At 68.1% G+C, this 22,305-nt stretch carries 19 protein-coding genes and 1 pseudogene; 12 read left to right on the forward strand and 8 right to left on the reverse strand.

Translation table 11 applies throughout. From position 1 onward, the window contains the following. Positions 1-8 precede the first annotated feature (8 nt). Together ACTXG9_RS12740 and tldD are read left to right on the forward strand one after the other, a co-directional pair. Positions 9-3,863 (forward strand): YhdP family protein, encoded by a 3,855-nt coding sequence (locus ACTXG9_RS12740; RefSeq protein WP_171952914.1) that lies wholly within the window; start codon positions 9-11, stop codon positions 3,861-3,863. 60 nt (positions 3,864-3,923) lie between these two features. Then, positions 3,924-5,369: a metalloprotease TldD gene (gene tldD, locus ACTXG9_RS12745; protein ID WP_019662103.1), complete on the forward strand. Its 1,446-nt coding sequence runs from the start codon at positions 3,924-3,926 to the stop codon at positions 5,367-5,369. Between the two features lie 41 nt (positions 5,370-5,410). Here tldD and yjgA read toward each other — a convergent pair whose 3' ends face one another. Beyond that, positions 5,411-6,001: a ribosome biogenesis factor YjgA gene (yjgA, locus tag ACTXG9_RS12750; RefSeq protein WP_288041619.1), complete on the reverse strand. Its 591-nt coding sequence runs from the start codon at positions 5,999-6,001 to the stop codon at positions 5,411-5,413. Positions 6,002-6,068: 67 nt separating this feature from the next. Between yjgA and pmbA the strand changes: the two genes are divergently transcribed. After that, the gene (gene pmbA, locus ACTXG9_RS12755; protein WP_019662101.1) at positions 6,069-7,436 is read left to right on the forward strand and encodes a metalloprotease PmbA; all 1,368 of its coding nucleotides are present in this window, start codon (positions 6,069-6,071) and stop codon (positions 7,434-7,436) included. Positions 7,437-7,523: 87 nt separating this feature from the next. Beyond that, positions 7,524-7,895 carry a DUF4870 domain-containing protein gene (locus ACTXG9_RS12760; protein WP_019662100.1) on the forward strand — a complete coding sequence of 124 codons (372 nt, stop codon included), beginning with the start codon at positions 7,524-7,526 and terminating at the stop codon, positions 7,893-7,895. A 111-nt stretch (positions 7,896-8,006) separates the two neighbouring features. Here the strand turns inward: ACTXG9_RS12760 and ACTXG9_RS12765 are convergent, their stop codons facing one another. The 5 genes from ACTXG9_RS12765 to ACTXG9_RS12785 all read right to left on the reverse strand — a co-directional run bounded on the left by ACTXG9_RS12765 (position 8,007) and on the right by ACTXG9_RS12785 (position 13,427). Beyond that, positions 8,007-8,885, reverse strand: a complete 879-nt coding sequence (locus ACTXG9_RS12765; protein ID WP_155029916.1) for a polyprenyl synthetase family protein — start codon at positions 8,883-8,885, stop codon at positions 8,007-8,009. Then, entirely contained in the window at positions 8,875-9,135 is a 261-nt protein-coding gene (locus ACTXG9_RS12770; RefSeq protein WP_005410522.1) for an exodeoxyribonuclease VII small subunit, read from the reverse strand. The genes ACTXG9_RS12765 and ACTXG9_RS12770 overlap by 11 nt, the downstream gene beginning before the upstream one ends. Before the next feature lie 36 nt (positions 9,136-9,171). Then, positions 9,172-10,458 (reverse strand): tRNA lysidine(34) synthetase TilS, encoded by a 1,287-nt coding sequence (tilS, locus tag ACTXG9_RS12775; protein WP_456115521.1) that lies wholly within the window; start codon positions 10,456-10,458, stop codon positions 9,172-9,174. A gap of 720 nt (positions 10,459-11,178) precedes the next feature. Further along, positions 11,179-11,724, reverse strand: coding sequence for a WG repeat-containing protein (locus tag ACTXG9_RS12780; RefSeq protein WP_288041621.1), 546 nt, complete (start codon positions 11,722-11,724; stop codon positions 11,179-11,181). Then, on the reverse strand, positions 11,721-13,427 hold the full coding sequence (locus ACTXG9_RS12785; RefSeq protein WP_188249636.1) for an alkaline phosphatase: 1,707 nt from the start codon (positions 13,425-13,427) through the stop codon (positions 11,721-11,723). Before ACTXG9_RS12785 ends, ACTXG9_RS12780 begins: the two co-directional genes overlap by 4 nt. A gap of 153 nt (positions 13,428-13,580) precedes the next feature. On the opposite strand from ACTXG9_RS12785, the gene ACTXG9_RS12790 reads away from it, so the two are divergent. After that, a complete protein-coding gene (locus tag ACTXG9_RS12790; protein WP_019660634.1) occupies positions 13,581-14,915 on the forward strand; it encodes a dicarboxylate/amino acid:cation symporter in 1,335 nt (444 codons plus the stop codon). 224 nt (positions 14,916-15,139) lie between these two features. On the opposite strand, the gene ACTXG9_RS12795 is transcribed toward ACTXG9_RS12790, so the two are convergent. Both ACTXG9_RS12795 and ACTXG9_RS12800 read right to left on the reverse strand, forming a co-directional pair. Continuing rightward, a complete protein-coding gene (locus tag ACTXG9_RS12795) occupies positions 15,140-15,913 on the reverse strand; it encodes a C40 family peptidase (protein ID WP_005414115.1) in 774 nt (257 codons plus the stop codon). Positions 15,914-16,043: 130 nt separating this feature from the next. Next, entirely contained in the window at positions 16,044-16,583 is a 540-nt protein-coding gene (locus ACTXG9_RS12800; RefSeq protein ID WP_031270212.1) for a C40 family peptidase, read from the reverse strand. Positions 16,584-16,694: 111 nt separating this feature from the next. On the opposite strand from ACTXG9_RS12800, the gene ACTXG9_RS12805 reads away from it, so the two are divergent. From ACTXG9_RS12805 to ACTXG9_RS12835, 7 genes and pseudogenes are all read left to right on the forward strand, one after another. Further along, positions 16,695-17,177 (forward strand): FKBP-type peptidyl-prolyl cis-trans isomerase, encoded by a 483-nt coding sequence (locus tag ACTXG9_RS12805; protein WP_111098588.1) that lies wholly within the window; start codon positions 16,695-16,697, stop codon positions 17,175-17,177. A 99-nt stretch (positions 17,178-17,276) separates the two neighbouring features. Continuing rightward, positions 17,277-18,521, forward strand: coding sequence for a DUF418 domain-containing protein (locus ACTXG9_RS12810; protein WP_456115522.1), 1,245 nt, complete (start codon positions 17,277-17,279; stop codon positions 18,519-18,521). A gap of 15 nt (positions 18,522-18,536) precedes the next feature. Next, positions 18,537-18,680, forward strand: a pseudogene (locus ACTXG9_RS12815) (amino acid dehydrogenase); the annotation flags it as partial. Continuing rightward, entirely contained in the window at positions 18,677-20,035 is a 1,359-nt protein-coding gene (gorA, locus tag ACTXG9_RS12820; protein WP_019660629.1) for a glutathione-disulfide reductase, read from the forward strand. The pseudogene ACTXG9_RS12815 and the gene gorA, both read left to right, overlap by 4 nt. 159 nt (positions 20,036-20,194) lie before the next feature. Then, entirely contained in the window at positions 20,195-21,115 is a 921-nt protein-coding gene (locus ACTXG9_RS12825; protein ID WP_019660628.1) for a DMT family transporter, read from the forward strand. Continuing rightward, entirely contained in the window at positions 21,022-21,450 is a 429-nt protein-coding gene (locus ACTXG9_RS12830) for an MGMT family protein (RefSeq protein WP_425605136.1), read from the forward strand. The genes ACTXG9_RS12825 and ACTXG9_RS12830 overlap by 94 nt, the downstream gene beginning before the upstream one ends. A gap of 93 nt (positions 21,451-21,543) precedes the next feature. After that, positions 21,544-22,218: a rhomboid family intramembrane serine protease gene (locus tag ACTXG9_RS12835; protein WP_005410509.1), complete on the forward strand. Its 675-nt coding sequence runs from the start codon at positions 21,544-21,546 to the stop codon at positions 22,216-22,218. The last annotated feature ends 87 nt before the right edge of the window (positions 22,219-22,305 follow it).

Genomic DNA, 22,305 nt, shown 5'->3' on the forward strand with positions numbered 1-22,305 from the left:
GGTGGCCGATGAGCGCGCCGCCGCGCCTGCGACTGCGAAGGATCCGCCGTCATCTCATTGCCGCCTGCGCGGTGGGCCTGGTCGGGCTGGCACTGCTGGTGGGCACCCTCAGCCAGCTGCTGCCGCTGGCCGAGCGCCACCCCGACAGGATTGCGGCCTGGCTGAGCGAACGTGCCGGCCAGCCGGTGCGTTTCGACCAGCTGCAGACGGCCTGGACCCGTCGTGGCCCGTTGCTGCAGCTCAAAGGCCTGCATATCGGCGCGGGCCGCGGCCTGGCCATTGGCGAGGCCGAGGTGCTGGTATCGATGTACAGCGGCCTGTTGCCTGGCCGTTCGCTGACCGAGTTGCGCCTGCGTGGGCTGGCGCTGGATCTGCAGCAGGATGCAAGCGGTCGCTGGTCGGTGCGTGGGCTGCCACAGTCCGCCGACGGTGGAGATCCGCTGGATGCGCTGCGCCGGCTGGGCGAGCTGCAGGTGATCGGGGGGCGCCTGGGCGTGCACTCGCCGACGTTGGGCATCGACACCACGCTGCCGCGCATCGACCTGCGCCTGCGGGTCAATGGCGATCGCCTGCGCGTGGGCGTGCGCGCCTGGGCCCAGGCCGAAGCGCTGCCATTGACTGCGGTGCTGGATGTGGACCGCACGCGTGGCAACGGCGAGGCCTGGCTGGGCGCCGATCCGGTCGATTTCCATGCCTGGTCTCCGCTGTTGGCGGCCGGCGGTGTGCGCCTGCGCGAGGGCAAGGGCGAACTCAACCTGTGGTTGACCCTGCGCGATTTCGTGCCGGTGGCGGTGACCACGGATTCGGACCTGCGCGACGTGCGCATCGATGGCGCACCGATACCCGGCATGGCGGCGCCGCAGCTGCAGCTGCAGCGACTGCAGGCCCGCCTGCGCTGGCAGCGCCAGGCCGAGGGCTGGGCGCTGCAGGTACCGCGGCTGCGGCTGAAGAATGAAGACGGCGAGCAGCGCCTCGATGGCCTGCAGCTGCAGGTCGGCAAACAGCTGCGGGTGCGTTCCGGTGAAGTGCAGGCCGGCATCGCGCTGCGTGCGCTGGCCCTGAGCGATCGCCTTGAGCCGGGCCTGCGTCGCTGGCTGTTCCTGTCCAGGCCGCAGCTGGACGTGCGCGCGTTGCAGCTGGCCGGCGAACGCGATGGCCCATTGTGGGCGCAGGGTGAACTGCAGTCGCTGGGCTTTGCAAGCGTCGGCAATTCACCGGGGCTGCGCGGCCTTGGCGGGCGTTTCGAAGGCGATGCCAACGGCTTCAGCCTGCAGCTGCAGCCGCAACGGCAGCTGCAGTTCGATTGGCCCACCGGCTTCGGCGTGCGCCACGACCTGCAGCTGGCCGGGCAGATCGTGGGCTGGCGCGACGAGGGCGGTGGTTGGCGGATCGGGACGCCGGCGATGCGTGTGGAAGGTACCGACTATGCGGCCGACGTGCGCGGCGGTGTGTGGTTCCAGGGCGACGGTACGCGGCCGTGGCTGCAGCTGGCCGCCAAGCTGGACGACGTGCCGATGACGGCGGCCAAGCGCTTCTGGATCCACTCCAAGATGAGCAAGGGCGCCACCGACTGGCTGGACATGGCACTGGCCGGCGGCCAGGTACGTGGCGGCGTCGGCCTGGTCACCGGTGACCTGGACGACTGGCCGTTCGACAACAACGATGGCCGCTTCGAGGCCACCGGCCACATCACCAATGGCGACATCCGCTTCCAGCATGATTGGCCGCTGATGAGCCAGGTCGATGCCGATATCGCCTTCATCGGCCCCGGCTTCGACATGCATGGGCGCGGCGACCTGGCCGGCGTGGCGGTGCAGAAGTTCGAGGCGGGCATCCAGGATTTCGGGCAGCAGCCGCTGTACGTGCGCGCCGATGCACAGAGCGAGGCCGGCAGACTGCTGGCCATGCTGCGGCAGAGCCCGCTGCACAAGGACTATGGCGATACCCTGGACAACCTCACCGCAGCGGGCCCGGCGCATGTGACCTTCGATCTGCTGCAACCGCTGCACCACGATGAAGGCGGTGGCCATCTGCAGGGGACGGTTGACCTGGCCGGCGTGAAGCTGGTCGACAAGCGTTTCCAGCTCGCCTTCGACAACATGCACGGGCAGGCGCGCTACAGCAATGGCGGTTTCGATGCCGAGGAACTGTCGGTGCGCCACCTCGGCCAGGACGGCCGGCTGAGCCTGCGTGCCGGTGGCTACGTGCACGACAGCAGACTGGCCTTCGAATCGAAGCTGTCGGCCACGCTTGACGCCGGCGTGCTGATCGACCGCGCACCGGAGATGGCCTGGCTCAAGCCCTACATCACCGGGACCTCGCCGTGGACCATCGCGGTCAACCTGCCCAAGGTGGCGCCAGGTGCTCCTGCGCCGCCCAGCGAGCTGCGCTTGAGCTCCGATCTGGTCGGCACCCGGCTGGATCTGCCGGCGCCGCTGGACAAACCGGCTGCCGAGCCGCTGGCGACCACCGTGGCCGCACAGCTGCCGATGGGTGCCGGCCGCATCGATGTGGCGTTCGGCCAGCGCCTGGCGCTGGCCGCGCGCAGCCACAACAACCAGACCGGCGTGCAGGTGACGCTGGGCAGCGACCATGTCGATCGCGAGCCGCCGCCCAGCGGATTGACCGTCAACGGCCGCAGCCCGACCTTGGACGCATTGGAGTGGATCGGCCTGGCGCGGGGCGGCAGCGATGACAACACGATGCCGCTGCGTGCGGTGGACGTGCAGGTCGGTCAATTGAAGCTGATCGGTGGCGTTTTCGAGCAGACCCGGTTGCAGCTGCATCCGGGCGCGCAGGCGCTGGACGTGCGCCTGGCGGGCCCGTCGCTGGCCGGGCGCCTGACTGTCCCCAATGCTGACGGCGGTACCATCAGCGGCCAGCTCGACCGTGTGCACTGGCAATCGCTGCCGGCAGCTCCGGATGCACCGGCCGCACCGGCCCGGGTCCAGGCCGGCGCCAACGATATGGACCCGGCCAAGCTGCCGCCGTTCGCGCTGGACATCGCCGACCTCAAGTTCGGCAAGGTGGTGCTGGGCCAGGCGGTGCTGCGCACACGACCGTTGGCCAATGGCCTGAACGTGGACGAGCTGCGCTTCCGCGCGCCGGACCAGGAGATCGACATCAGCGGTCGCTGGCTGGGCCGTGCCGGCGGAGCCCGCACCGAGCTGACCGCCCAGGTGCGCAGCGAGGATCTGGGCGGACTGATGCAGAACCTGGACTACGGCGGCCAGCTGCGTGGTGGCTCCGGCCAGGCCCAGCTGCAGGCCACCTGGAGCGGGGGGCCGTCGGACTTCCAGCTGGGCAACCTGCAGGGCCGCCTGGACCTGCACGCACGCAACGGCCAGCTGCTGGAGCTGGAGCCGGGTGCTGGCCGCGTGCTGGGCCTGCTCAGCGTGACCCAGCTGCCGCGGCGCCTGATGTTCGACTTCCGCGACTTCTTCTCCAAGGGCTTCGCGTTCAACCAGATCGACGGCAGCATGCAGTTCGGCCAGGGCATGGCGCGCACCGACAAGGTGCTGATCGAAGGCCCGGCAGCCAACATCACCATCCGCGGCCAGGCCGACCTGCGCAACCAGCAGTTCGACCAGACCATCGACGTCAACCCGCGTGCCGGCAATCTGCTGACCGTGGTGGGGGCAGTGGCCGGTGGCCCGGTGGGAGCGGCGTTGGGCGCGGCCACCAATGCGGTATTGTCCAAGCCGTTGGGCGAGATTGGCGCCCGTACCTACAAGGTGACCGGTCCATGGAAGGAGCCCAAGGTGGAAGTGATCGAACGCAGCCGCGACAAGGCTCCACCACCCGCGCCGGCACCGGCGCCGGCCATTCCACCGACCGTCACCGGCCTGCCGCGCCCGCGGTGAGCGCGGCCTTCCTGTTCACGGGGCTTGCCTGAGCGCCCCCGCATCCCCAGATCGAGAACCATGACTGACATCGCCCTGACGCTTGCCCAAGACCGCCTGCTGCGCCCCGGCGGCCTGGATACCGCTGGCCTGGAGCGCACCTTCGGCCAGTTGCTTGGCCCCGGTGTGGACTTCGGTGATCTTTACTTCCAGCATGCCCGCCGCGAGAGCTGGAGCGTGGAAGACGGCATCGTCAAGGATGGCGCCCATTCCATCGAACAGGGCGTGGGCGTGCGGGCAATTTCCGGCGAAAAGACCGGCTTCGCCTATTCCGATGACATCCACGCCGACGCGCTGCTGGCGGCGGCGCAGTCGGCACGTGCGATCTCACGCGAAGGCGGTGCCCAATCCGGGCGATCGCTGCTGCGTGGCAACGCGCGCGCGCTGTACCCGGCGCTGGACCCGATCGATGGTATCGGCAACGAGGCCAAGGTCGAGGTGCTCAAGCGCCTGGATGGCTACCTGCGTGCCGCCGACCCGCGCGTGAAGCAGGTGATGGTGAGCCTGTCCGGCGGCGTCGACACGGTGCTGATCGCACGCAGCGACGGTGTGCTGGGTGCTGATGTGCGGCCGCTGGTGCGCCTGAACGTACAGGTGATCGTCGAGCACCACGGTCGCCGCGAGTCCGGCTATGCAGGCGGCGGTGGCCGCTACGGGTATGAAGAACTGTTTGCGGACGGGCGCCCCGAGGCCTTCGCCCGCGAGGCGCTGCGCCAGGCGCTGGTGAACCTGGACGCCGTTCCGGCTCCGGCCGGGGTGATGCCGGTGGTGCTCGGTCCGGGCTGGCCGGGCGTGCTGCTGCATGAAGCGGTTGGCCACGGGTTGGAAGGCGACTTCAACCGCAAGGGCACCAGCGTCTACGCGGGCCGCATCGGTGAGCGCGTTGCCGCCCCGGGCGTGACCATCGTCGATGACGGCACGCTGGACGGACGCCGCGGTTCGTTGAACATCGACGACGAGGGCCATCCCAGCCAGTGCACCACGCTGATCGAGGACGGCATCCTGGTCGGCTACATGCAGGACAGCCTCAATGCGCGCCTGATGGGCGTGGCGCCTACCGGCAATGGCCGCCGCGAATCATTCGCGCACATGACCATGCCGCGCATGACCAACACCTACATGCGTGCCGGCCAGCACGACCCGCAGGAGATGATCCGTTCGGTGAAGAAGGGCCTGTACGCGGTCAACTTCGGCGGCGGCCAGGTCGACATCACCAGCGGCAAGTACGTGTTCTCGGCGACCGAGGCCTACCTGATCGAGGATGGCCGCGTCACCACGCCGGTGAAGGGCGCGACCCTGATCGGGAACGGTCCGGAAACCATGCAGAAGGTGCGCATGGTCGGCAATGACCTGGCCTTGGACGAGGGCGTGGGCGTCTGCGGCAAGGACGGGCAGAGCGTGCCCGTGGGTGTCGGCCAGCCCTCGCTGCTGATCGAGGGCATCACCGTCGGCGGTACCCAGGCCTGAGCCGGGCGATGGCCAGCGCCACCGCCCCGACCGGCGCGGACTCAGTCCTCGTCGGCTTCGTAGGTCTCGACGTGGCCGGCGTCTTCGTCGCCCGCCGTCTTCAGGCCCAGCGCGGCCGGCAGCATCAGGCCGCGCAGCACCTGGAAAATCTCACGGTAGGCGCGCGGCGGCTTGTTCCTGGCCTTTTCGGCCTGCGCGTTGCGCACCAGCGTGCGCAGCTGCTGGCGATCGGCCTGCGGATAATCGTCGAGAAGGGCCGCCAGTGCCTTGTCACCCTCGGCCAGCAGGCGGTCGCGCCAGTCCTCAACGCGATGCATCATTGCCACTTCGCGGCGGCCGGTCTCGCTGTTGGCGTCCAGCGCGTCGCGGATCGCATCCAGCGTGGCCTCTTCTTCGCGCCGCATGTGCTTGGCCAGGAACGCCAGCTGGCGCTTGTGGGCGATGTGGGCGGTGATGCGCTTGCACTCGGCGATATGCGGCAGCAGGTCTTCCGGGATCGGCAGGCGCGCCAGCTGGGCCGGGGTCAACGACACCAGCTTCTCGCCCAGGGCCAGGACGTCGAGCGCGTCGCGCCGGTTCTGGCTGCGGCTCTTGTCGTGGAATTCACCGGTTTCTTCGTCGCGTCCGCGCATCGTCCATACCTGATTTCAAAAAAGTCGCCCGGCGTGATGCCGGGCCCAACCCGTACAGGATAAAGCATTGAACGTGATCGCCCCTGAAGTGGCCGTCGGCGACGACAGCGCGGCCCGGCTGGAACGGCTGGCCGACCTCTCCCAGCAGCTGCTCGACCGTGCCCGCGCGCTGGGCGCCAGCCAAGCCGAGGTCAGCTGCAGCGAGGATCGTGGCCTGGAGGTCAATGTCCGCCTTGGCGAGGTTGAGACCGTGCAGTCCACCCGTGACCGCGGTATCGCCGTCACCGTCTATTTCGGGCAACGCAAGGGCAGTGCCAGCACTGGCGACCTGAACGAGGCCAGCCTTGCCGCCACGGTCGAACAGGCCTGTGCGATCGCCCGGCATACCGAAGATGACCCGGCTGCCGGCTTGGCCGAGGCCGCGTTGATGGCCACCGACTTCCCGGATCTGGATGCCTGGCACCCGTGGGCGCTGCAGGCCGACGAGGCGGTGGACCTGGCCCTGGCCTGTGAGAACGCAGGCCGCGAGGCCGATGCGCAGATCCGCAATTCCGACGGCGCTTCGGTGTCAAGCATGCAGAGCCTGTCGGTCTATGCCAATTCGCATGGTTTCATCGGCCGTGAGCGCGGCACCCATCATTCGGTGGGCTGTGCGCTGATTGCCGGCCAGGGCGATGGCATGCAGCGCGATGGCTGGTACACCAGTGCGCTGGCCCGCGAGGATCTGGAGGAGGTGGGCCTGGTCGGTCGTCGTGCTGCCGAGCGCACCGTCGCCCGCCTGCAGCCTCGCTCGATGGCCACCGGCAGCATGCCGGTGTTGTTCGCCCCGGAAGTGGCGCGCAGCCTGGTCGGCCACCTGTTGTCGGCGGTGTCCGGCGGTGCCCTGTACCGCCAGGCCAGCTTCCTGCTGGACAGCGTCGGCCTGCAGTTGTTCCCCGGCTGGATGCAGATCGAGGAACTGCCTCACCTGCGCCGTGGCCTGCGTTCGGCCGCCTTCGATGGCGATGGCGTGGCCACCCGAGCTTCGGCGCTGGTCCGTGACGGCGTCCTGCAGCGCTACGTGCTGGGCAGCTACTCGGCACGCAAGCTGGGCCTGCAGACCACCGCCAATGCCGGTGGCGTGCACAACCTGCAGTTGGCCGCCAATGCTGGCGCGCTGCAGGACATCGCCCGGCAGATGGGCAATGGCCTGCTGGTGACCGAGCTGATGGGGCAGGGCGTCAACGGGGTGACCGGCGACTATTCGCGGGGCGCCGGTGGCTTCCGGGTCGAGAATGGCGAGATCCAGTATCCGGTGGATGGCATCACCATCGCCGGCAACCTGCGCGAGATGTTCAGCAGCATCGAAGCGGTGGGCAGTGATGTTGACCCGCGCTCGCACATCCGCACCGGCTCGATCCTGGTGGGGCGGATGACCATTGCCGGTAATGATTGATGGCGTCGATGGCGTAAGCTATGCCCGCCTGACGCAGCCAGCTTGGTGCTGGTGGGTCAAGACCACCCAATGAAAAGGAGTTTTGTCGTGAGCGAATTCGATAACGTCCCGCCGCCGCCGGCGACCACCGAGGCCCCGGCCGACCAGCGCACGATGGCGCTGGCTGCGCACCTGCTGGGCATCTTCACCGGCTTCATCGGCGCGCTGATCATCTGGTTGATCAACAAGGATGATGCGGGCAAGGCCTTTGTGACCGACCAGGCCAAGGAAGCGCTGAACTTCCAGATCACCGTGGCCATCGCCATGGTCATCTGCATGATCCTGACCATCGTCGTCATCGGCGCGATCCTGATGCCGATCGTTGGTCTGGTCAGCCTGGTGTTCTGCATCATTGCCGCCGTCAAGGCCAACAACGGCGAGGCGTACCGCTACCCGTTCGCGCTGCGCCTGATCAAGTAAGTTCGTCCGCACGCGGATACATGCAACGCCCGGCATTGCCGGGCGTTGTTGTTTGGCGCTCGTGCCGGGCCAAGCGCGGTGAGCGCAGTGCGGCAGCGTCGCCGCCAGCGATCAGTGATTGCGCTCCACCGCCAGCGTTGCCAGCGCGCGCAGCGGATCGGCTTCCTCGCCATGGCCGGCCAGGGTTGCCTGCATGCGCGCTGCCAGTTCGCGCAGCTGTGCTTTGGCGCCGTCCATGCCCAGCAGCGCCGGGAAGGTGCTCTTTTCCTGTGCCTGGTCCTTGCCGGCGGTCTTGCCCAGTTGTTCAGAACTGGCTTCCACATCCAGGATGTCATCGCGGACCTGGAAGGCCAGGCCGAGTGCATCGGCGAAACTGTCGAGCTGGGCCAGCTGCGGTTCGTGGGCCTGGCCGCACAGCGCACCCATGCGCACCGCCGCGCGGATCAGTGCGCCGGTCTTCAGTGCATGCATGCGGGTCAGTGCCGCCAGGGTCTGTTGCTGGCCGGTGGCATCGATGTCCAGCGCCTGGCCGCCGCACATGCCGGAGGCACCGGACGCGTGGGCCAGGGTCTGCAGGCAGGCCACGCGCAGCGTGGCCGTCAGCGGCGCATCGGCCAGCAGGCCAAAGGCACGGGTCTGCAGGGCGTCACCGGCGAGGATGGCGGTAGCTTCGTCGAAGGCGATGTGGGTGGTCGGCTTGCCGCGGCGCAGGGCATCGTCGTCCATCGCCGGCAGGTCGTCATGCACCAGCGAATAGGCGTGGATGAGCTCGACGGACATCGCCGCCGCGTCCAGCTGTTCCGGCTGCGCGCCGAACAGGTGGCCACTGGCGTACACCAGCAGCGGCCGCATGCGCTTGCCGCCACCCAGCACCGAGTAGCGCATGGCCTGGTGCAGGCGTTGCGGGGCCTCGGCGGGCGAGGGCAGGGCGGCGTCGAGCTGGCTCTCGATGCGGTCGCGCCAGCGCGCGAACAGAACCTCAGCCGTCATGGCTGGGCGGATCGAACGGCTCGGATGCTTCCGGCTGCGCCGGATCGCTGAGCAGGCGCACGCGCAGTTCGGCCTGTTCCAGCGCTTGCTGGCACTGGCGATACAGACCGACGCCACGTTCGTAAGCACTGAGCGAGGCTTCCAGGCTCAGCTCGCCGGTTTCCATCTGCTCCACCAGCTGTTCCAGCGATTCAAGCGACTGCTCGAACTGGGCGACCGGGGAGGCGTTTTCGGGGGACTTCTTGGCCATGCGGCAAGTGTGGACGGGCTGCGCGCGGGGGTCAATTCACCAGCCGCCGGGATGCCAACGCAGCTGTGCCCCGTTCGCCTGCAACCAGGCCTGCAGGGGCGCGGCGATGACCACGTCGGCGGCGGCCAGCAACTGCGGGCCATCGAAGATCAACGGCAGCTGCGCGCGGCGCCACGGGGCAAGACGCTCACGTTGCAGGCAGTCCTTCAGCGCGTGCGAATGCGGGCGACCGGGTAGCAGGATGCGCTCACCGCCCGCGCGCGCACGTACCTGCAATGGGCGTTCGAAGGCCGGGGCGCCCTGCAGGCGCAGTTGTCCGCCATCGGGCAGCGCCAATGGCGCGCGTCCGTCCCATTCGGCCTGCCACGCGGGGGGGAGCGCAGGTAGCCGGGCTGGCAGCAGGTAGGCATGGTCGCGCCATTGCTGGATCGCGTGATCGTGCCAGCGCACACGTGCCTGGCGATCGTTGCCGGCCGGCAGCAGTTCGTCCAGCGCCTGTTTCAGCACCGTGGCCGGCAACGGTGCTGCAGCATGGCCCAGCACCCAGGCGCGCAGCACGCGTGCGGCGCGGCCCGGCGACACTTGGCGCAGAAGTTCCAATGACAGCACGCGCGGTGCCACTTCCAGATGCGCGATCAGCTCGGCGTCTTCCTCGTCCAGCAGTTCGCGGGTCTGCCGGCAATGCGTCGCGCTGCCGGCCAATGCCGACGCCGCGTGCGGCCAGCGCTGGCGCAGCAACGGCAACACCTGCAGGCGCAGGAAGTTGCGATCGGCGTGGTCTTCCGCGTTGCTGGGGTCTTCGATCCATTGAAGCGCGTGCTGCCGGGCGTAGTGGAGCAGCGCGTCGCGCGACGTCGACAGCAGTGGTCGCCACAGGGGATGTTCGCCAAGATGGCTGTGTGCAGACATCGCTGCAAGGCCGTCGACGCCTGAACCGCGCAGCGCGCGCAGCAGGAAGGTCTCGGCCTGGTCGTCCTGGTGCTGTGCCAGTGCCAGCGTTTCGCCGTCGCGCAGCTCGGCCGCGAACGCCGCACGCCGGGCATGCCGCGCTGCGCCCTCAAGGCCGAGGCCTGCGCGGTTGTCGACCTGCACGCGATGCACGGCCAGTTCGATGCCCAGTGCTGCGCATTGCTGCTGGCAATGCAGCACCCAGTCATCGGCGGCCGGTTGCAGGCCATGGTGCACGTGCACCGCACGCAGTGCCGTGCCGGAAAGCTGAGCGCAGCGCCACAGCCAGTGCAGCAGCACGGTCGAGTCGACACCGCCGCTGTAGCCCACCAGCAGCGGCACATCCAGCGGAACGAGGGCAGGGAAGGCGGTCACGGCGGCAAGTATAGGGTTGCTCGGCAGGGCTGCGCCCTGCACCCGCTACGATCCAGAGCAACAGCAACAGCAACAGCAACAGCAGAAGCTGGTTTCCTGAGGGGAGGCGGGGTAGGTCCGGTTGCGGGGGGCGCTGCAAGTCCCCCTCCGGGGCCCGGCCCAGCCGCTGGCGGCTGTGCGTTCGGGCGCTTGCGAAGCAGTGCTTCGCAAGCAAAGCGCCCTCACCCATGTAAGCTCGGTCGCCGCTTGCACGTGTGCGCAGTCCTGCGCACACGGCAAGACCGGGGTTGGGCGTCCTGCCCAACCCGCCCGAGGCATGCCTCGGGCCCATGCGGCTCACGCCCCCGCAACCGGACCCACCCCGCCTTCGACAGATTGCCGCGATCTGTCGGAACGGCGTCTTGCACCGCTTTGGTAGGTGTCGACCTTGGTGGACACAGTAGATCCACGCCATGCGTGGATGACTCATTCGATATCTGACAGATGTGTCGACCAAGGTCGACACCTACCAACAGCCGCCGGAAAACTGTCGAAGGCTGGGCACTGTGGGTTTGCGGGGTGTGAGCCGCATGGATGCGGCGACCAAGGCTACATGGACGTACTCGCGCCGTCCCCGCACACCCACAGTGCCCCGCCATCCCACGGAATGCACGCTGTTGCTGTTGCTTCCGGCCGTTGCCGTTGCGTCTGCAGGTGCAGGGCGCAGCCCTGCCGAAAACCCTACTTCACCCGACGGCCCGCGCGGTCGATGCGGAACCACTCTCCGCCTTCCATCGAAGTGTGGCCATCGGCATCCGGCGTACCGCGGCGGCAGCCATTGCAGACCTCGGCCACGCCATCCTGGAACGGCCACCCGAAATCGTAGGTGCCGGGCACCACCTGGCGGAACGTCAGGTCGAAGTAGCCGACGCGGTTGCCGACGCGGCCGCGCAACAGGCCTTCCTGCGGCGTCTCCGGGCCGTTGTCCCAGGTCAGCACCGGCAGGCTGCGGCCCTTGCGGTCGACGTAGTGGAAACCCTGCTCGGCGTACACCACTGCCAGGCCGTGGTCGTCGTAGTTCAGGCCCTTCAACGTCTCGGTACTGATCTTCGGCCGGTGATCGATCACCTCGCAGTTGGGCAGTGGCCACAACCCGTGTTCGTCGGTCAGCAGCCTGCATGCCGGAGCCTGTGCCGCTGCAGTGGCGCTGACCAGCACGCCAAGCAGGGCCAGCGACCGCGCGAAGCGGCCGCTGGCAGAATCAGGGCGGGCCTGACGTGCGATCACCGGGCCTCGGCCTTGCGCTCGAATGCGGTCGGTGCCGGCAGCTGCACCGGCACGCCCTTGTCATCGCAGGTGCCGGCCTGGCACAGGCGCTCGCGCAGGGCCGGGGTGGCCTGCACGATCATGTGATAGATCGCGTTCTGTTCCAGCGTGCCGCGGATCGCCTTGCTGCCCGGGCCGCGTGCCCAGATGCCGACGTCCTCGCCACCGTGCGATTCGGACTTCATCGGCACCAGCGCTTCCTGCATGTAGTCCGGATGCTCGGTGTCGACTTCGCGCAGGTTCGGGCGGCCGTCGGCCGGTTCGAAGCTGCTCGGGTTGTGCGGATAGCGCTTCGGGCCGGCCGGTTGCTGGTTGCTGCTGCCGGTGTGGCCCGGGCCATTGGCGTAGCTCAGCGTGGTGTACGGCTGGCCGGTGCCGTCCAGTGCGTAGTCCAGCTTGCCGGCGCCATCTTCGCCGCCCTTGTCCTTCACCTTGCCCAGGATCGGGTTGCCGCGCGCCGGGTAGCCGACGAAGTTCAGCGTGTGCGAGTGGTCGGCGGTAACGATGATCAGGGTGTCGTCGGCCGAGGTCAGCTCGCTGGCCACGCGCACCGCATCGGACAGCGCCACGGTTTCGGTCAGTGCACGGTAGGCGTTGCCGCTGTGGTTGGCGTGGTCGATGCGTGCGCCTTCGATCATCAGCACGTAGCCTTCCGGGTGCCTCGACAGATTCTTGATCGCCGCTGCGGTCAGTTCGGCCAGGCTCGGCTCACCGCCCGGATCCTGCGGGCGCTCGTACTCGTAGCGCATGTGGTCCGGTTCAAACAGGCCGAGGATCGCCGGTGCGTTGGCGGCGGCGGCCAGCTGCTTGCTGTTCCACACGTAGGCGCCGTGCGGATGGGCCTGCTGCCATTCCTGCACCAGGCTGCGCCCATCCAGTCGCTGGCCGACCTTGTCGTCGTACTCCGGGTCGCGCTCTTCCACGGTGGTGAATTCCCCGCGCCCGCCGCCGAGGGCGACCAGCGGGCCGCGCCCGTAGCGCGAAGTCGACAGCAGCTGCTGGGCGATGTCCTTGCAGCCGGCCGCCTTCGCCGCTTCAGTCAGGTCGGTATCGTTTTCCCAGTTGCGCTCGGGCGAGTGCGCGTAGGTCGCGGCCGGGGTGGCATGGGTCAGGCGCGCGGTGGACACCACGCCGGTGGCCAGGCCGGCGCTGTCGGCCAGCTGAAGCCAGGTCAGCAGACCCTTGGACAGGCTGTCGGCACAGTCGGTGCGGCTGCCGGCGCTGACGCCGATCGCACCCATGTGGGTCTTCACACCGGTGGTGATGGCGGTCATGGTGCCGGCCGAATCCGGGGTCTGCGAATCGGTGTTGTAGGTCTTGCTGAACGCCGTGGCCGGGAAGCGCTCCCAGGACAGCAGGTTCTCTTCACCGGAGCCCCCCTTGCGCTGGCCCTCGTAGATGCGCGAGGCGGCCACGGTGGTCAGGCTCATGCCGTCGCCGAGGAACAGGATGACGTTCTTGGCCTTGCCGGACATCGCGCCGTTGGCGGCGGCCTGGGCAGCGCCGCTGCGGTACCACCACTGCGGGGTTTCGCCGGCCGGGTGGGCGACGGGATCGACGGCGACCTTCAGGCCGGCCGGGGCAGAGGCGGGGGTGGTGCTGGCGCAGGCGCCCAGCAGCAGGGTGGTGGCGCAGGCGGCCAACAGGGAGACGGAACGGCGCATGGACGCTGGGATCTCACAAACTGTAACGGGACATTCATTATGCCCGCCCTCGCAAGGCACGCCGATGACACACTGATTTGCCGGTCGGGCGGTCGTTCCCCAGCCGTTGATGGGCTATCGTGCCAGCATCCCTTCCTTCCCTCTGGATTGCCTATGAAGCTGGTCTCTGCCTGGCTGCGGATTCCATTCTGGCAGCGCGTGGTCGGTGGCTTCGTGCTCGGCGCGCTGGCCGGCTGGGCGCTCGGCCCGGCCGCGGAAACGTGGTTCGGCCCGCTTGGCGAGCTGTACGTCACCCTGATCAAGATGATCGCCGTGCCGCTGGTGTTCTTCGCGGTGATCAATGCGATCTCGTCGCTGCACGGGCAGAAGTCGGTTGCCGCGCTCAGTGGCCGCACCTTCCTGTGGTTCGTGATCACTGCTGCTTTGGCGGTGTGCGTCGGCCTGGGCGTGGGCACCGTGCTGCAGCCCGGCGCCGGTGGCCTGCAGCTGACCATGGCCAGCAATTACGTGCCGCGTGAAGTGCCCAGCGTGGTGCAGGTGCTGCTGGACGTGGTACCGGCCAATGTCTTCTATGCGCTGTCCGGTATCGGCACCAAGGTCAACGCGGCCGGCGAAACCGTGCTGGCCGCCGGCCGTGGCTCGATCCTGCCGGTCATTTTCTTCGCTGGCCTGGTCGGCTTCGCCATCGTCAAGCTCGGCGAGAAGGTGACCGAGGCGCGCAAGCTGGTCGGCCAGATGAGCGACATCATGATCCAGGTGACCCGCTTCGTGCTGGAAGTCACCCCGATCGGCACCTTTGGCCTGATCGCCGGTCTGGTCGGCAGCTACGGGTTCGAGAAGCTGCTGCCGCTGGGGCATTTCGTGCTGGCGCTGTACGTGGCCTGCGCCCTGCACATCGTGGTGGTCTACAGCGCACTGCTGCTGGCGCACGGACTGAACCCGCTGAAGTTCTTCCGTGGTGCGGCGCCGGGCATGCAGGTTGCGTTCGTCAGCTCTTCCAGCTTCGCGGCGATGCCGGTGGCACTGCGTTCGATCACCCACAACCTGGGCGTGAACAAGGATTACGGTTCGTTTGCGGTGCCGCTGGGCGCCAGCATCAAGATGGACGGCTGCGGCGCGATCTACCCGGCGCTGTGCGCGGTGTTCATCGCGCAGTACAGCGGTGTGCCGCTGACTCCGGAGCAGTACGTGGTGGTGCTGATCGCCTCGGTGCTGGGCAGCTTCGGTACCGCCGGCGTGCCGGGTACTGCGGTGATCATGGCCACGGTGGTGCTGAGTGCGGCCAACCTGCCGCTGGAGACCATCGGCTACCTGTATGCCATTGATCGCATCCTGGACATGATGCGCACGATGACGAACGTGACGGGCCAGATGCTGGTACCGGTGATCGTGGCCAAGGAGACCGGGCTGCTTGACCAGGCGGTGTACGACAACCCGTCCAGCAACGTGGGCGTGGATGATCCCGACCCGACACCACCACGCGCCTGAGGTGGTGTGCTGAATTGAAAGGCCCGCCCTGACCGGCGGGCCTTTTGTTTGGGGGATGGCCGAGGCGGTGTCGGCCAAGGCGGCCTCCGCTTGATCCACACCATGCATGGATGGAGCCGGTGGCGACCAAGGTCGGCAGCCACCCACCATTAGGCACGGGCCCAACAAAAAAGCCGCTGCAGGGCAGCGGCTTCTTGCATCAGGCGGCGCAGTAGCGCCAGGGGTCAGAGATCCACCCGGCGGGCCTGCATGAACTTGTTGCCCCAGTAGCCACTGAGCAGGGTGTCCACGCGCACATCCTTGCCCGAGCTGGGGGCGTGCAGGAAGCGGCCGTCGCCGACATAGATGCCGACGTGGTCGACGCGGCCCTTGCGGCCGAAGAAGACCAGGTCGCCCGCCGCCAGCGCGGTGCGGTCGTTGATCAGTTCGGCGTTGTCATCGTGCGCCATCTCGCGCGAGACGCGCGGCAACTCGATGCCCAGCGCCGAACGGAACACATAGCCGACCAGGCCGCTGCAGTCGAAACCGCTGTCCGGGTTGCTGCCACCCCAACGGTACGGGGTGCCCAGCAGGGTCATCGCGCGGCGCAGCAGCGACTGCACCTTGCCGTTGTCGGCGGCGGTGCCGACGACGCTGCCATTGGCGGCGCTGCTGGTGTCGTAGTTGGCGAGCAGGCGGCTGAGGTCACCGGCCACCACGGCCGAGCGATCCATCAGCGGAATGGTGTCGTTGGCGGCCAGGTGCGGCAGCAGGGCGGCCAGCGTGGCACTGGCGGCGGCATCGACGCGGCTGCGCTGCGGAGCGGCAGCCTCGGCCTTGGCGGCCGGTCGGGCGGTGCTCTCGGCCACCGGGGCCGGGGTCACATCGGAACGGTTTGGAGCAGTCTGCGACCAGGCCGGAAGGCTGGTCAGGCACAGTGCCAGGCCAAGCAGCAGCGGGCGGGCACTACGTGAAGATACGGAAGTCTGGCCTTCGCTTTTCAGGTCGTCAGTCGTCACGCGTCGGTCACAGGAAAAAACGATGGGGCATCATGCCCTGTAAAAGCGCGGATAAGTTAAAAATTCCGTTATAAAATCGTTATTTATATAGCGACGTATGTCACAGTTTTAGACATATCGCCTGTTCAGCTTAGCGAAGGACACGTTTCGCGCCCGTGTAGTGGTCTTTCCAGTAGGGGCCACTGAGCGAGTCCAGGCGAACCGTACCGCCGGTACTCGGCGCGTGCACAAAACGCCCTTCACCTACATAGATGCCCACGTGGGTGACGCTGCCGCGGCTGCCGAAGAACACCAGGTCGCCGGTGGCCAGGCGTTGCGGATCGATCCTGGGGCCCTGTACCGCCGCCAGGTCGCGCGAGGTGCGCGGCAACCGCAGGTCCAGCATCTCGCGATAGACATAGGCGACCAGCCCGCTGCAGTCGAAGCCCGAGTCCGGGGTGTTGCCGCCATAGCGGTAGGGCGTGCCGACCAGGCTGATGGCCCGCATCAGCACCGAGTTGGCGGCCTCGGGGTTGTCCGGCACGGTCTTGGGCCAGTTCGCCGTCGGCGGGGGCGGCGCCGGGCGGGTGGCCTTGCCGCCGCCACAGGCGGTCATCAACACGGGCAGGGCCAGCAGCAGGGCCGGGGCGAGAAACCGGCGCGGGCCGGACGAAACTGGCGTGATGTGCATGATCTCCGGATAATGCGCCACCTTGGAATGGCCGTCATGATGGCGGCGTCCCCGTCGGGCGACAACCCGCCCCAACCCGCCTGCCTCCGGCAGATCCAGACAGAGTTGCGCATGAAGATCGAAAAAGACCGCGTTGTCCGCTTCCACTACACCGTTTCCGAAGTCGGCCAGGAGCCGATTGAATCGTCCAAGGACCGCGGCGAGCCGCTGGCGATCCTGATCGGCCATGGCAACATCATCCCGGGCCTGGAAAACGCCATGATGGACAAGGAAGCCGGCGCGACCTTCAGCGTCGACGTCAAGGCGGCCGATGCCTACGGCGAGCGCCGCGAGGGCCTGTCCCAGCGCGTGCCGAAGAAGCACTTCGGCAACACCAAGCTGGCCCCGGGCCAGCAGGTGGTGCTGCAGACCAACTTCGGCCCGCGTGCGGTGACCGTGCAGAAGGTCGGCATGAGCGTCGTGGACGTCGACCTGAACCACCCGATGGCCGGCAAGGACCTGCACTTCGACGTGGAAATCGTCGATGTGCGCGAAGCCGGCAAGGAAGAGCTCGACCACGGCCACGTCCACGGCGACGGTGGTCACCAGCACTGATCGCAGCGCGATCGTGATGGATGCGACGGCCCGCTTCGGCGGGCCGTTGCGTTTCTGGAACATGGCGCGGCCATCCATGGCGCGCGGGCCGGCGGCATAATGGCGGACCTGCCTGACGGACGCCCCGTGAACGCTGTCTCTCCTTCCCTGCAGCCGGTGGCTTCCGGCGAACGCATCGCCGTGCTGGACGTGCTGCGTGGTGCCGCGCTGCTGGGCATCCTGCTGATGAACATCGAGGCCTTCAGCGGTCCGCTGGACCTGGCCTTCACCGGCATTGACGTGCACTGGCGGGGCATCGATTACTGGGCCGACGCCTTCGTCTATGTGTTCGTGCAGGGCAAGTTCTTCACCCTGTTCTCGCTGCTGTTCGGTGCCGGCTTTGCGGTGATGGCGCAACGCGCCGAGGTGGCCGGGCGCGACTTCACCCCGTTCTACCTGCGCCGCAGCGCCGGCCTGCTGCTGATCGGCCTGTGCCATGCACTGCTGGTCTGGTCCGGCGACATCCTGGTGATGTATGCACTGGTCTCGTTGCCGTTGCTGGCCTGCCGCGAGGCGCCGCGCAGCTGGCTGCCGTGGATGGGCGTGATCGTCTACCTCGGCGGTGTAGCGATGATGTTGCTGGTGGGTGCGATGGTGTCGATGGCTTCGGCCGAAGACATTCAGAAGATGCTTGCCGAAGCACAGCAGGCCATCGCGCAGCAGCGCCTGGTGTACGGGCACGGCAGCTGGATGCAGGCCACCGCGCAGCGCCTGCACGAGTTCGGATCGTCGATGGGCGCGCTGCTGATTACCGGTCCGGAAGTGCTGGGCATGTTCCTGATCGGCAGCTGGTTCGCCAGCAGCGGTGCACTGGTATCACCCGAGCGCTTCCCACGGCTGTACGTGCTGTTGCGTTGGGTGGCGCTGCCGCTGGGCCTGGCGGTCACGCTGCTCGGCGTTGCCTGGAAGCCGTATCTGGCACCGGGCGCCTACGACCTGCCGGTGACCGCAGCGATGGCACTGGTGACGATCGGCGGGCTGCCGATGTGCCTGGGTTACCTGGCGTGGATCGTGCGTTGGCGCGCGCGGCTGGGATGGCTGGCGCCGGTGGGGCGCATGGCATTGACCCACTACCTGGCCCAGTCGTTGCTGTGTACCTGGCTGTTCTACCACTATGGCCTGGGCGGGTTCGAGCGGATGCCGCGCAGCGTGCAGTTGCTGTTCGCGCTGCTGGTATTCGCAGCGCAGGTGGCTGTTTCGCACGCGTGGCTGGCGCGCTTCCGCTTTGGTCCGGTGGAATGGCTATGGCGTGCAATGACCTACCGCCAGTGGCCACCGATGCGGCGTGGAGCCGGGCAGGGCTGATCGATGCAGGGCGCGCATCCTCACGTCTGGCTTGCAGCTGGGCATGGCATGCTCGGCATCAGCATGAGCGCCGGCAACGGCCAGCTGATCGCCGATCTCGTCTGCGTCCGTACGCCGGTGATCGACCCTGCCCCCTACCGACCCGAGCGATTCCGATGAGCACTGCACCCTATGACTACGACCTGATCGTCCTCGGCGGCGGCTCCGCCGGCCTGGCCGGTGCGATCCGCGCCGCGCAGCACGGCAAGCGCGTGGCGCTGCTGGAGCCGGGCGAACTGGGTGGGACCTGCGTCAACGTCGGTTGCGTGCCGAAGAAGGCCATGTGGCTGGCAGCTGACCTGCATGAGCGCATCGGCCTGGCCAGTGCGATGGGCTTCGATGTCCAAGCGCGCCCGGCGCTGTCGTGGAAGGAACTGGTGATACATCGCCAGGCCTACATCAGCAATATCCATACCAGCTACCACAAGCGCCTGGACGAAACCGGCGTGGTGCGCATTCCGGCGCGCGGCCATCTGCTCGATGCGCACACCGTGGCCTGCAGCGATGGCGTGCGCTACAGCGCCGAACACATCCTGATCGCCACCGGCGCGCACCCGCTGCGCCCGGACATTCCCGGCGCGGAACTGGGCCTGGTTTCCGATGATTTCTTCGATCTGCGCGCGGCACCGGCCGAGGTGGCGATCATCGGTGGCGGTTACATCGCGGTGGAGCTGGCTGGCCTGCTGCAGGCACTGGGCAGCAGGGTGAGCCTGCTGGTGCGCGGTCAGCGGCTGCTGGATCGCTTCGACTACGAGCTGACCGATCAGCTGGCCGAGAACCTGAAGCAGCAGGGCGTGCGCATCCATTTCGGCTATCGCCTGCGCGAACTGCAGCGCGATGGTGAGCGCGTACGTGCATTCGGCCATGATGGCCCGCTCGACAGCGTGTTCGATGCGGTGTTCTTCGCTGCCGGCCGCCGCGGCAACAGCCGTGGCCTGGGTCTGGAAGCGCTCGGCATCGACATCGGCGAGCACGAGCAGGTGCAGGTGGACGAGTGGCAGACCACCCGTGTGCCGAGCGTGCATGCGGTCGGCGACATCGCCGGCAAGGTCGGCCTGACCCCGGTGGCGGTGGCCGCGTCGCGGCGGCTGATGGACCGGCTGTTCGGGGGCCGCCCGCAGTCGAAGATGGATTACGAGAACGTGGCCAGCGTGGTGTTCTCGCATCCGCCGCTGGGCGCGGTGGGCATGAGCGAGGAGGAAGCGCGCCGGCGTTTCGACCAGGTGAGCGTCTACCACAGCCGCTTTCGCCCGATGCTGCAGGCGCTGGCCAACGGCCCCCAGCGCAGCCTGTTCAAGATGGTCTGTGCCGGCCCGGAAGAACGCGTGGTGGGCATCCACCTGCTGGGCGAAGCGGCCGACGAGATCCTGCAGGGCTTTGCCGTGGCGGTGAAGATGGGCGCGACCAAGGCCCAGTTCGACGACACTGTGGCGATCCACCCGACCTCGGCCGAAGAAGTGGTGCTGATGCGCTGAGCCGGGCCGTTGTGGCGCCGAGCCCTGCTCGGCTGCCTTTCGCCCCGGCCTGGCGAAGCCGAGCGCGGGCTCGGCTCTACAGGGCAGCGGGCGCCCCCATGCGACAATGGGCGTCCCCACGTCTTACCGGGCCGCCCTGCGCGGCCCGCCGTCCTCCTGATGTCCACTCCCGCTTCCCGCATCGCCACTGCTTCCCCGCGCATTGCGCTGGGCGGCATCGGCCTCGCCGCGATCGGCGCCATTGCCGCGTCGGGCAAGGCGATCATCGTCAAGCTCGGCCTGCGCCATGGCGTCGATGCCACCACGCTGCTCGCGTTGCGCATGCTGATGGCGCTGCCGCTGTTCGTACTGATGGCCCTGTGGGCCGCGCGCCGGGCCGAGCCGCTGTCCTGGGCTGATCGCGCCCGCGTGCTGTGGCTGGGCTTCACCGGCTATTACCTGTCCAGCCTGCTCGACTTCCAGGGCCTGCAGTACATCAGCGTGACCCTGGAGCGGCTGATCCTGTACTTGAACCCGACCCTGGTACTGCTGATCAACGTGCTGCTGGCGCGCCAGCGGCCGGGACGCTGGCAGATCGGCGCGCTGGTGCTGAGTTACCTCGGCGTGCTGCTGGCCTTCGGGCACGACCTGCAGCGCGAGGGCGGCCAGATCATCGTCGGCAGCCTGCTGGTGCTGGGCAGTGCGCTCAGCTACGCGCTGTACCTGTTCGGCAGCGGGCAGGTGGTCGCGCGCATCGGTGCAGTGCGGCTGACCGCCTATGCCAGCTGCGTGGCCAGCGTGCTGGTGCTGCTGCATTTCGCGGTGACCCATCCGCTGCCACTGCTGTGGCAGGCACCGGCGCCGGTACAGTGGCTGTCGCTGGTCAATGCCACTGTCTGTACGGTGCTGCCGGTGCTGGCGATCATGTTGGCGGTGCAGCGCGTGGGTTCGTCGCTTGCCGCGCAGGTCGGTATGCTGGGCCCTGTTTCCACCATCGTGATGAGCCTATGGCTGCTCGACGAACCGATGGGGCCGGCGCAGATCGCCGGCACCGTACTGGTGCTGATCGGCGTTCTGCTGGTGACCCGCCTGCGACGCTGACCCCGGAGCAGGCGCGTGCGCGCATCCTGGCGGTGATCCGCGCGATCCCGGCAGGGCAGGTGATGGGCTACGGCCAGGTGGCGATGCGCGCGGGCCTGCCCGGGCGTGCACGCCTGACCGCGCGCATTCTGGGCCAGAACGACGACCCGGGCCTGCCCTGGCACCGCGTGCTGCGTTCGGATGGCCGCATCGCCATGGCAGAAGGCTCGGCCGGCTGGCGCGAGCAGTCGCAGCGCTTGCGTGCCGAGGGCGTGCAGGTGGAAAACGGCCGGGTGCGGATGCCGGCGGCCGATCCGGCGGCGGCGCTGGATGCTGCTGTGTGGGGGCCCGGCTGAGCATCGCTGGCGACTGAACAGGGCATCCCGGGGGCGCGCCAACATCACACGGTGCTGCGGCTATGATGGAGGCCGTTCCATGCCGGTGCTCCCATGTTCCCGCGACTGCCTACCGTCACCAAGGCCCTGCTGATCGCCAACGCGATCCTGTTCCTGCTGCAGCAGCCGTTCCTGCTCGGCATGCAGACCTTCGAGCCGTTCATGCTGCAACCGCTGCAGCAGGGCTTCGATGCGTTCTCGCCGGGCGGCAACTTCCAGCCGTGGCAGCTGCTGACCTATGGCTTCCTGCATGGCAGCTTCGGCCACCTGTTCTTCAACATGCTGGCGGTCTTCATGTTCGGCGCACCACTGGAGCAGACCTGGGGCGAGAAGCGATTCCTGCTGTACTACCTGGTCTGCGTGGCCGGTGCCGGTGTCTGCCAGCTGCTGGTGGGAACGCTGCTGGAGAATCCGGCCACGGTGCTGGGCGCCTCCGGCGGCGTGTTCGGCCTGCTGCTGGCCTACGGCATGCTGTTCCCGAACCAGCGGGTGATGCTGCTGTTCCCGCCGATCCCGATGAAGGCGCGCACGTTCGTGATCCTGTTCGGCGTGGGTGAGCTGGTGCTGGGCATGACCGGCTGGCAGCCGGGCGTGGCCCACTTCGCGCACCTGGGCGGCATGCTGTTCGGGTGGTTGCTGATCCGCTACTGGCGCGGGCAGCCGCCGTTCAACAAGCGTCGCCCGCCCGGCCCGCCGAAGCGCCCGAACCATCTGCGCAGCGTGAAGTGAGGCGCGATGCGCCTCGCTTCACGCGGGTAGGTGCCAACCTCGGTTGGCACACCTTGGCCAGGATCATCTGACGCGGTAGGTGCCGAT

Source organism: Stenotrophomonas maltophilia group sp. LNF247 (assembly GCF_054083135.1).

Excerpts from the sequence above, each read along its gene's own strand:
- ACTXG9_RS12740 (WP_171952914.1), top strand. The coding sequence starts at position 9 with ATGAGCGCGCCGCCGCGCCTGCGACTGCGAAGGATCCGCCGTCATCTC.
- tldD (WP_019662103.1), top strand. The coding sequence starts at position 3,924 with ATGACTGACATCGCCCTGACGCTTGCCCAAGACCGCCTGCTGCGCCCC.
- yjgA (WP_288041619.1), bottom strand. The coding sequence starts at position 6,001 with ATGCGCGGACGCGACGAAGAAACCGGTGAATTCCACGACAAGAGCCGC.
- ACTXG9_RS12765 (WP_155029916.1), bottom strand. The coding sequence starts at position 8,885 with ATGACGGCTGAGGTTCTGTTCGCGCGCTGGCGCGACCGCATCGAGAGC.
- ACTXG9_RS12770 (WP_005410522.1), bottom strand. The coding sequence starts at position 9,135 with ATGGCCAAGAAGTCCCCCGAAAACGCCTCCCCGGTCGCCCAGTTCGAG.
- ACTXG9_RS12785 (WP_188249636.1), bottom strand. The coding sequence starts at position 13,427 with ATGCGCCGTTCCGTCTCCCTGTTGGCCGCCTGCGCCACCACCCTGCTG.
- ACTXG9_RS12790 (WP_019660634.1), top strand. The coding sequence starts at position 13,581 with ATGAAGCTGGTCTCTGCCTGGCTGCGGATTCCATTCTGGCAGCGCGTG.
- ACTXG9_RS12800 (WP_031270212.1), bottom strand. The coding sequence starts at position 16,583 with ATGCACATCACGCCAGTTTCGTCCGGCCCGCGCCGGTTTCTCGCCCCG.
- ACTXG9_RS12805 (WP_111098588.1), top strand. The coding sequence starts at position 16,695 with ATGAAGATCGAAAAAGACCGCGTTGTCCGCTTCCACTACACCGTTTCC.
- ACTXG9_RS12810 (WP_456115522.1), top strand. The coding sequence starts at position 17,277 with ATGGCGGACCTGCCTGACGGACGCCCCGTGAACGCTGTCTCTCCTTCC.
- gorA (WP_019660629.1), top strand. The coding sequence starts at position 18,677 with ATGAGCACTGCACCCTATGACTACGACCTGATCGTCCTCGGCGGCGGC.
- ACTXG9_RS12825 (WP_019660628.1), top strand. The coding sequence starts at position 20,195 with ATGTCCACTCCCGCTTCCCGCATCGCCACTGCTTCCCCGCGCATTGCG.
- ACTXG9_RS12830 (WP_425605136.1), top strand. The coding sequence starts at position 21,022 with ATGGCTGCTCGACGAACCGATGGGGCCGGCGCAGATCGCCGGCACCGT.
- ACTXG9_RS12835 (WP_005410509.1), top strand. The coding sequence starts at position 21,544 with ATGTTCCCGCGACTGCCTACCGTCACCAAGGCCCTGCTGATCGCCAAC.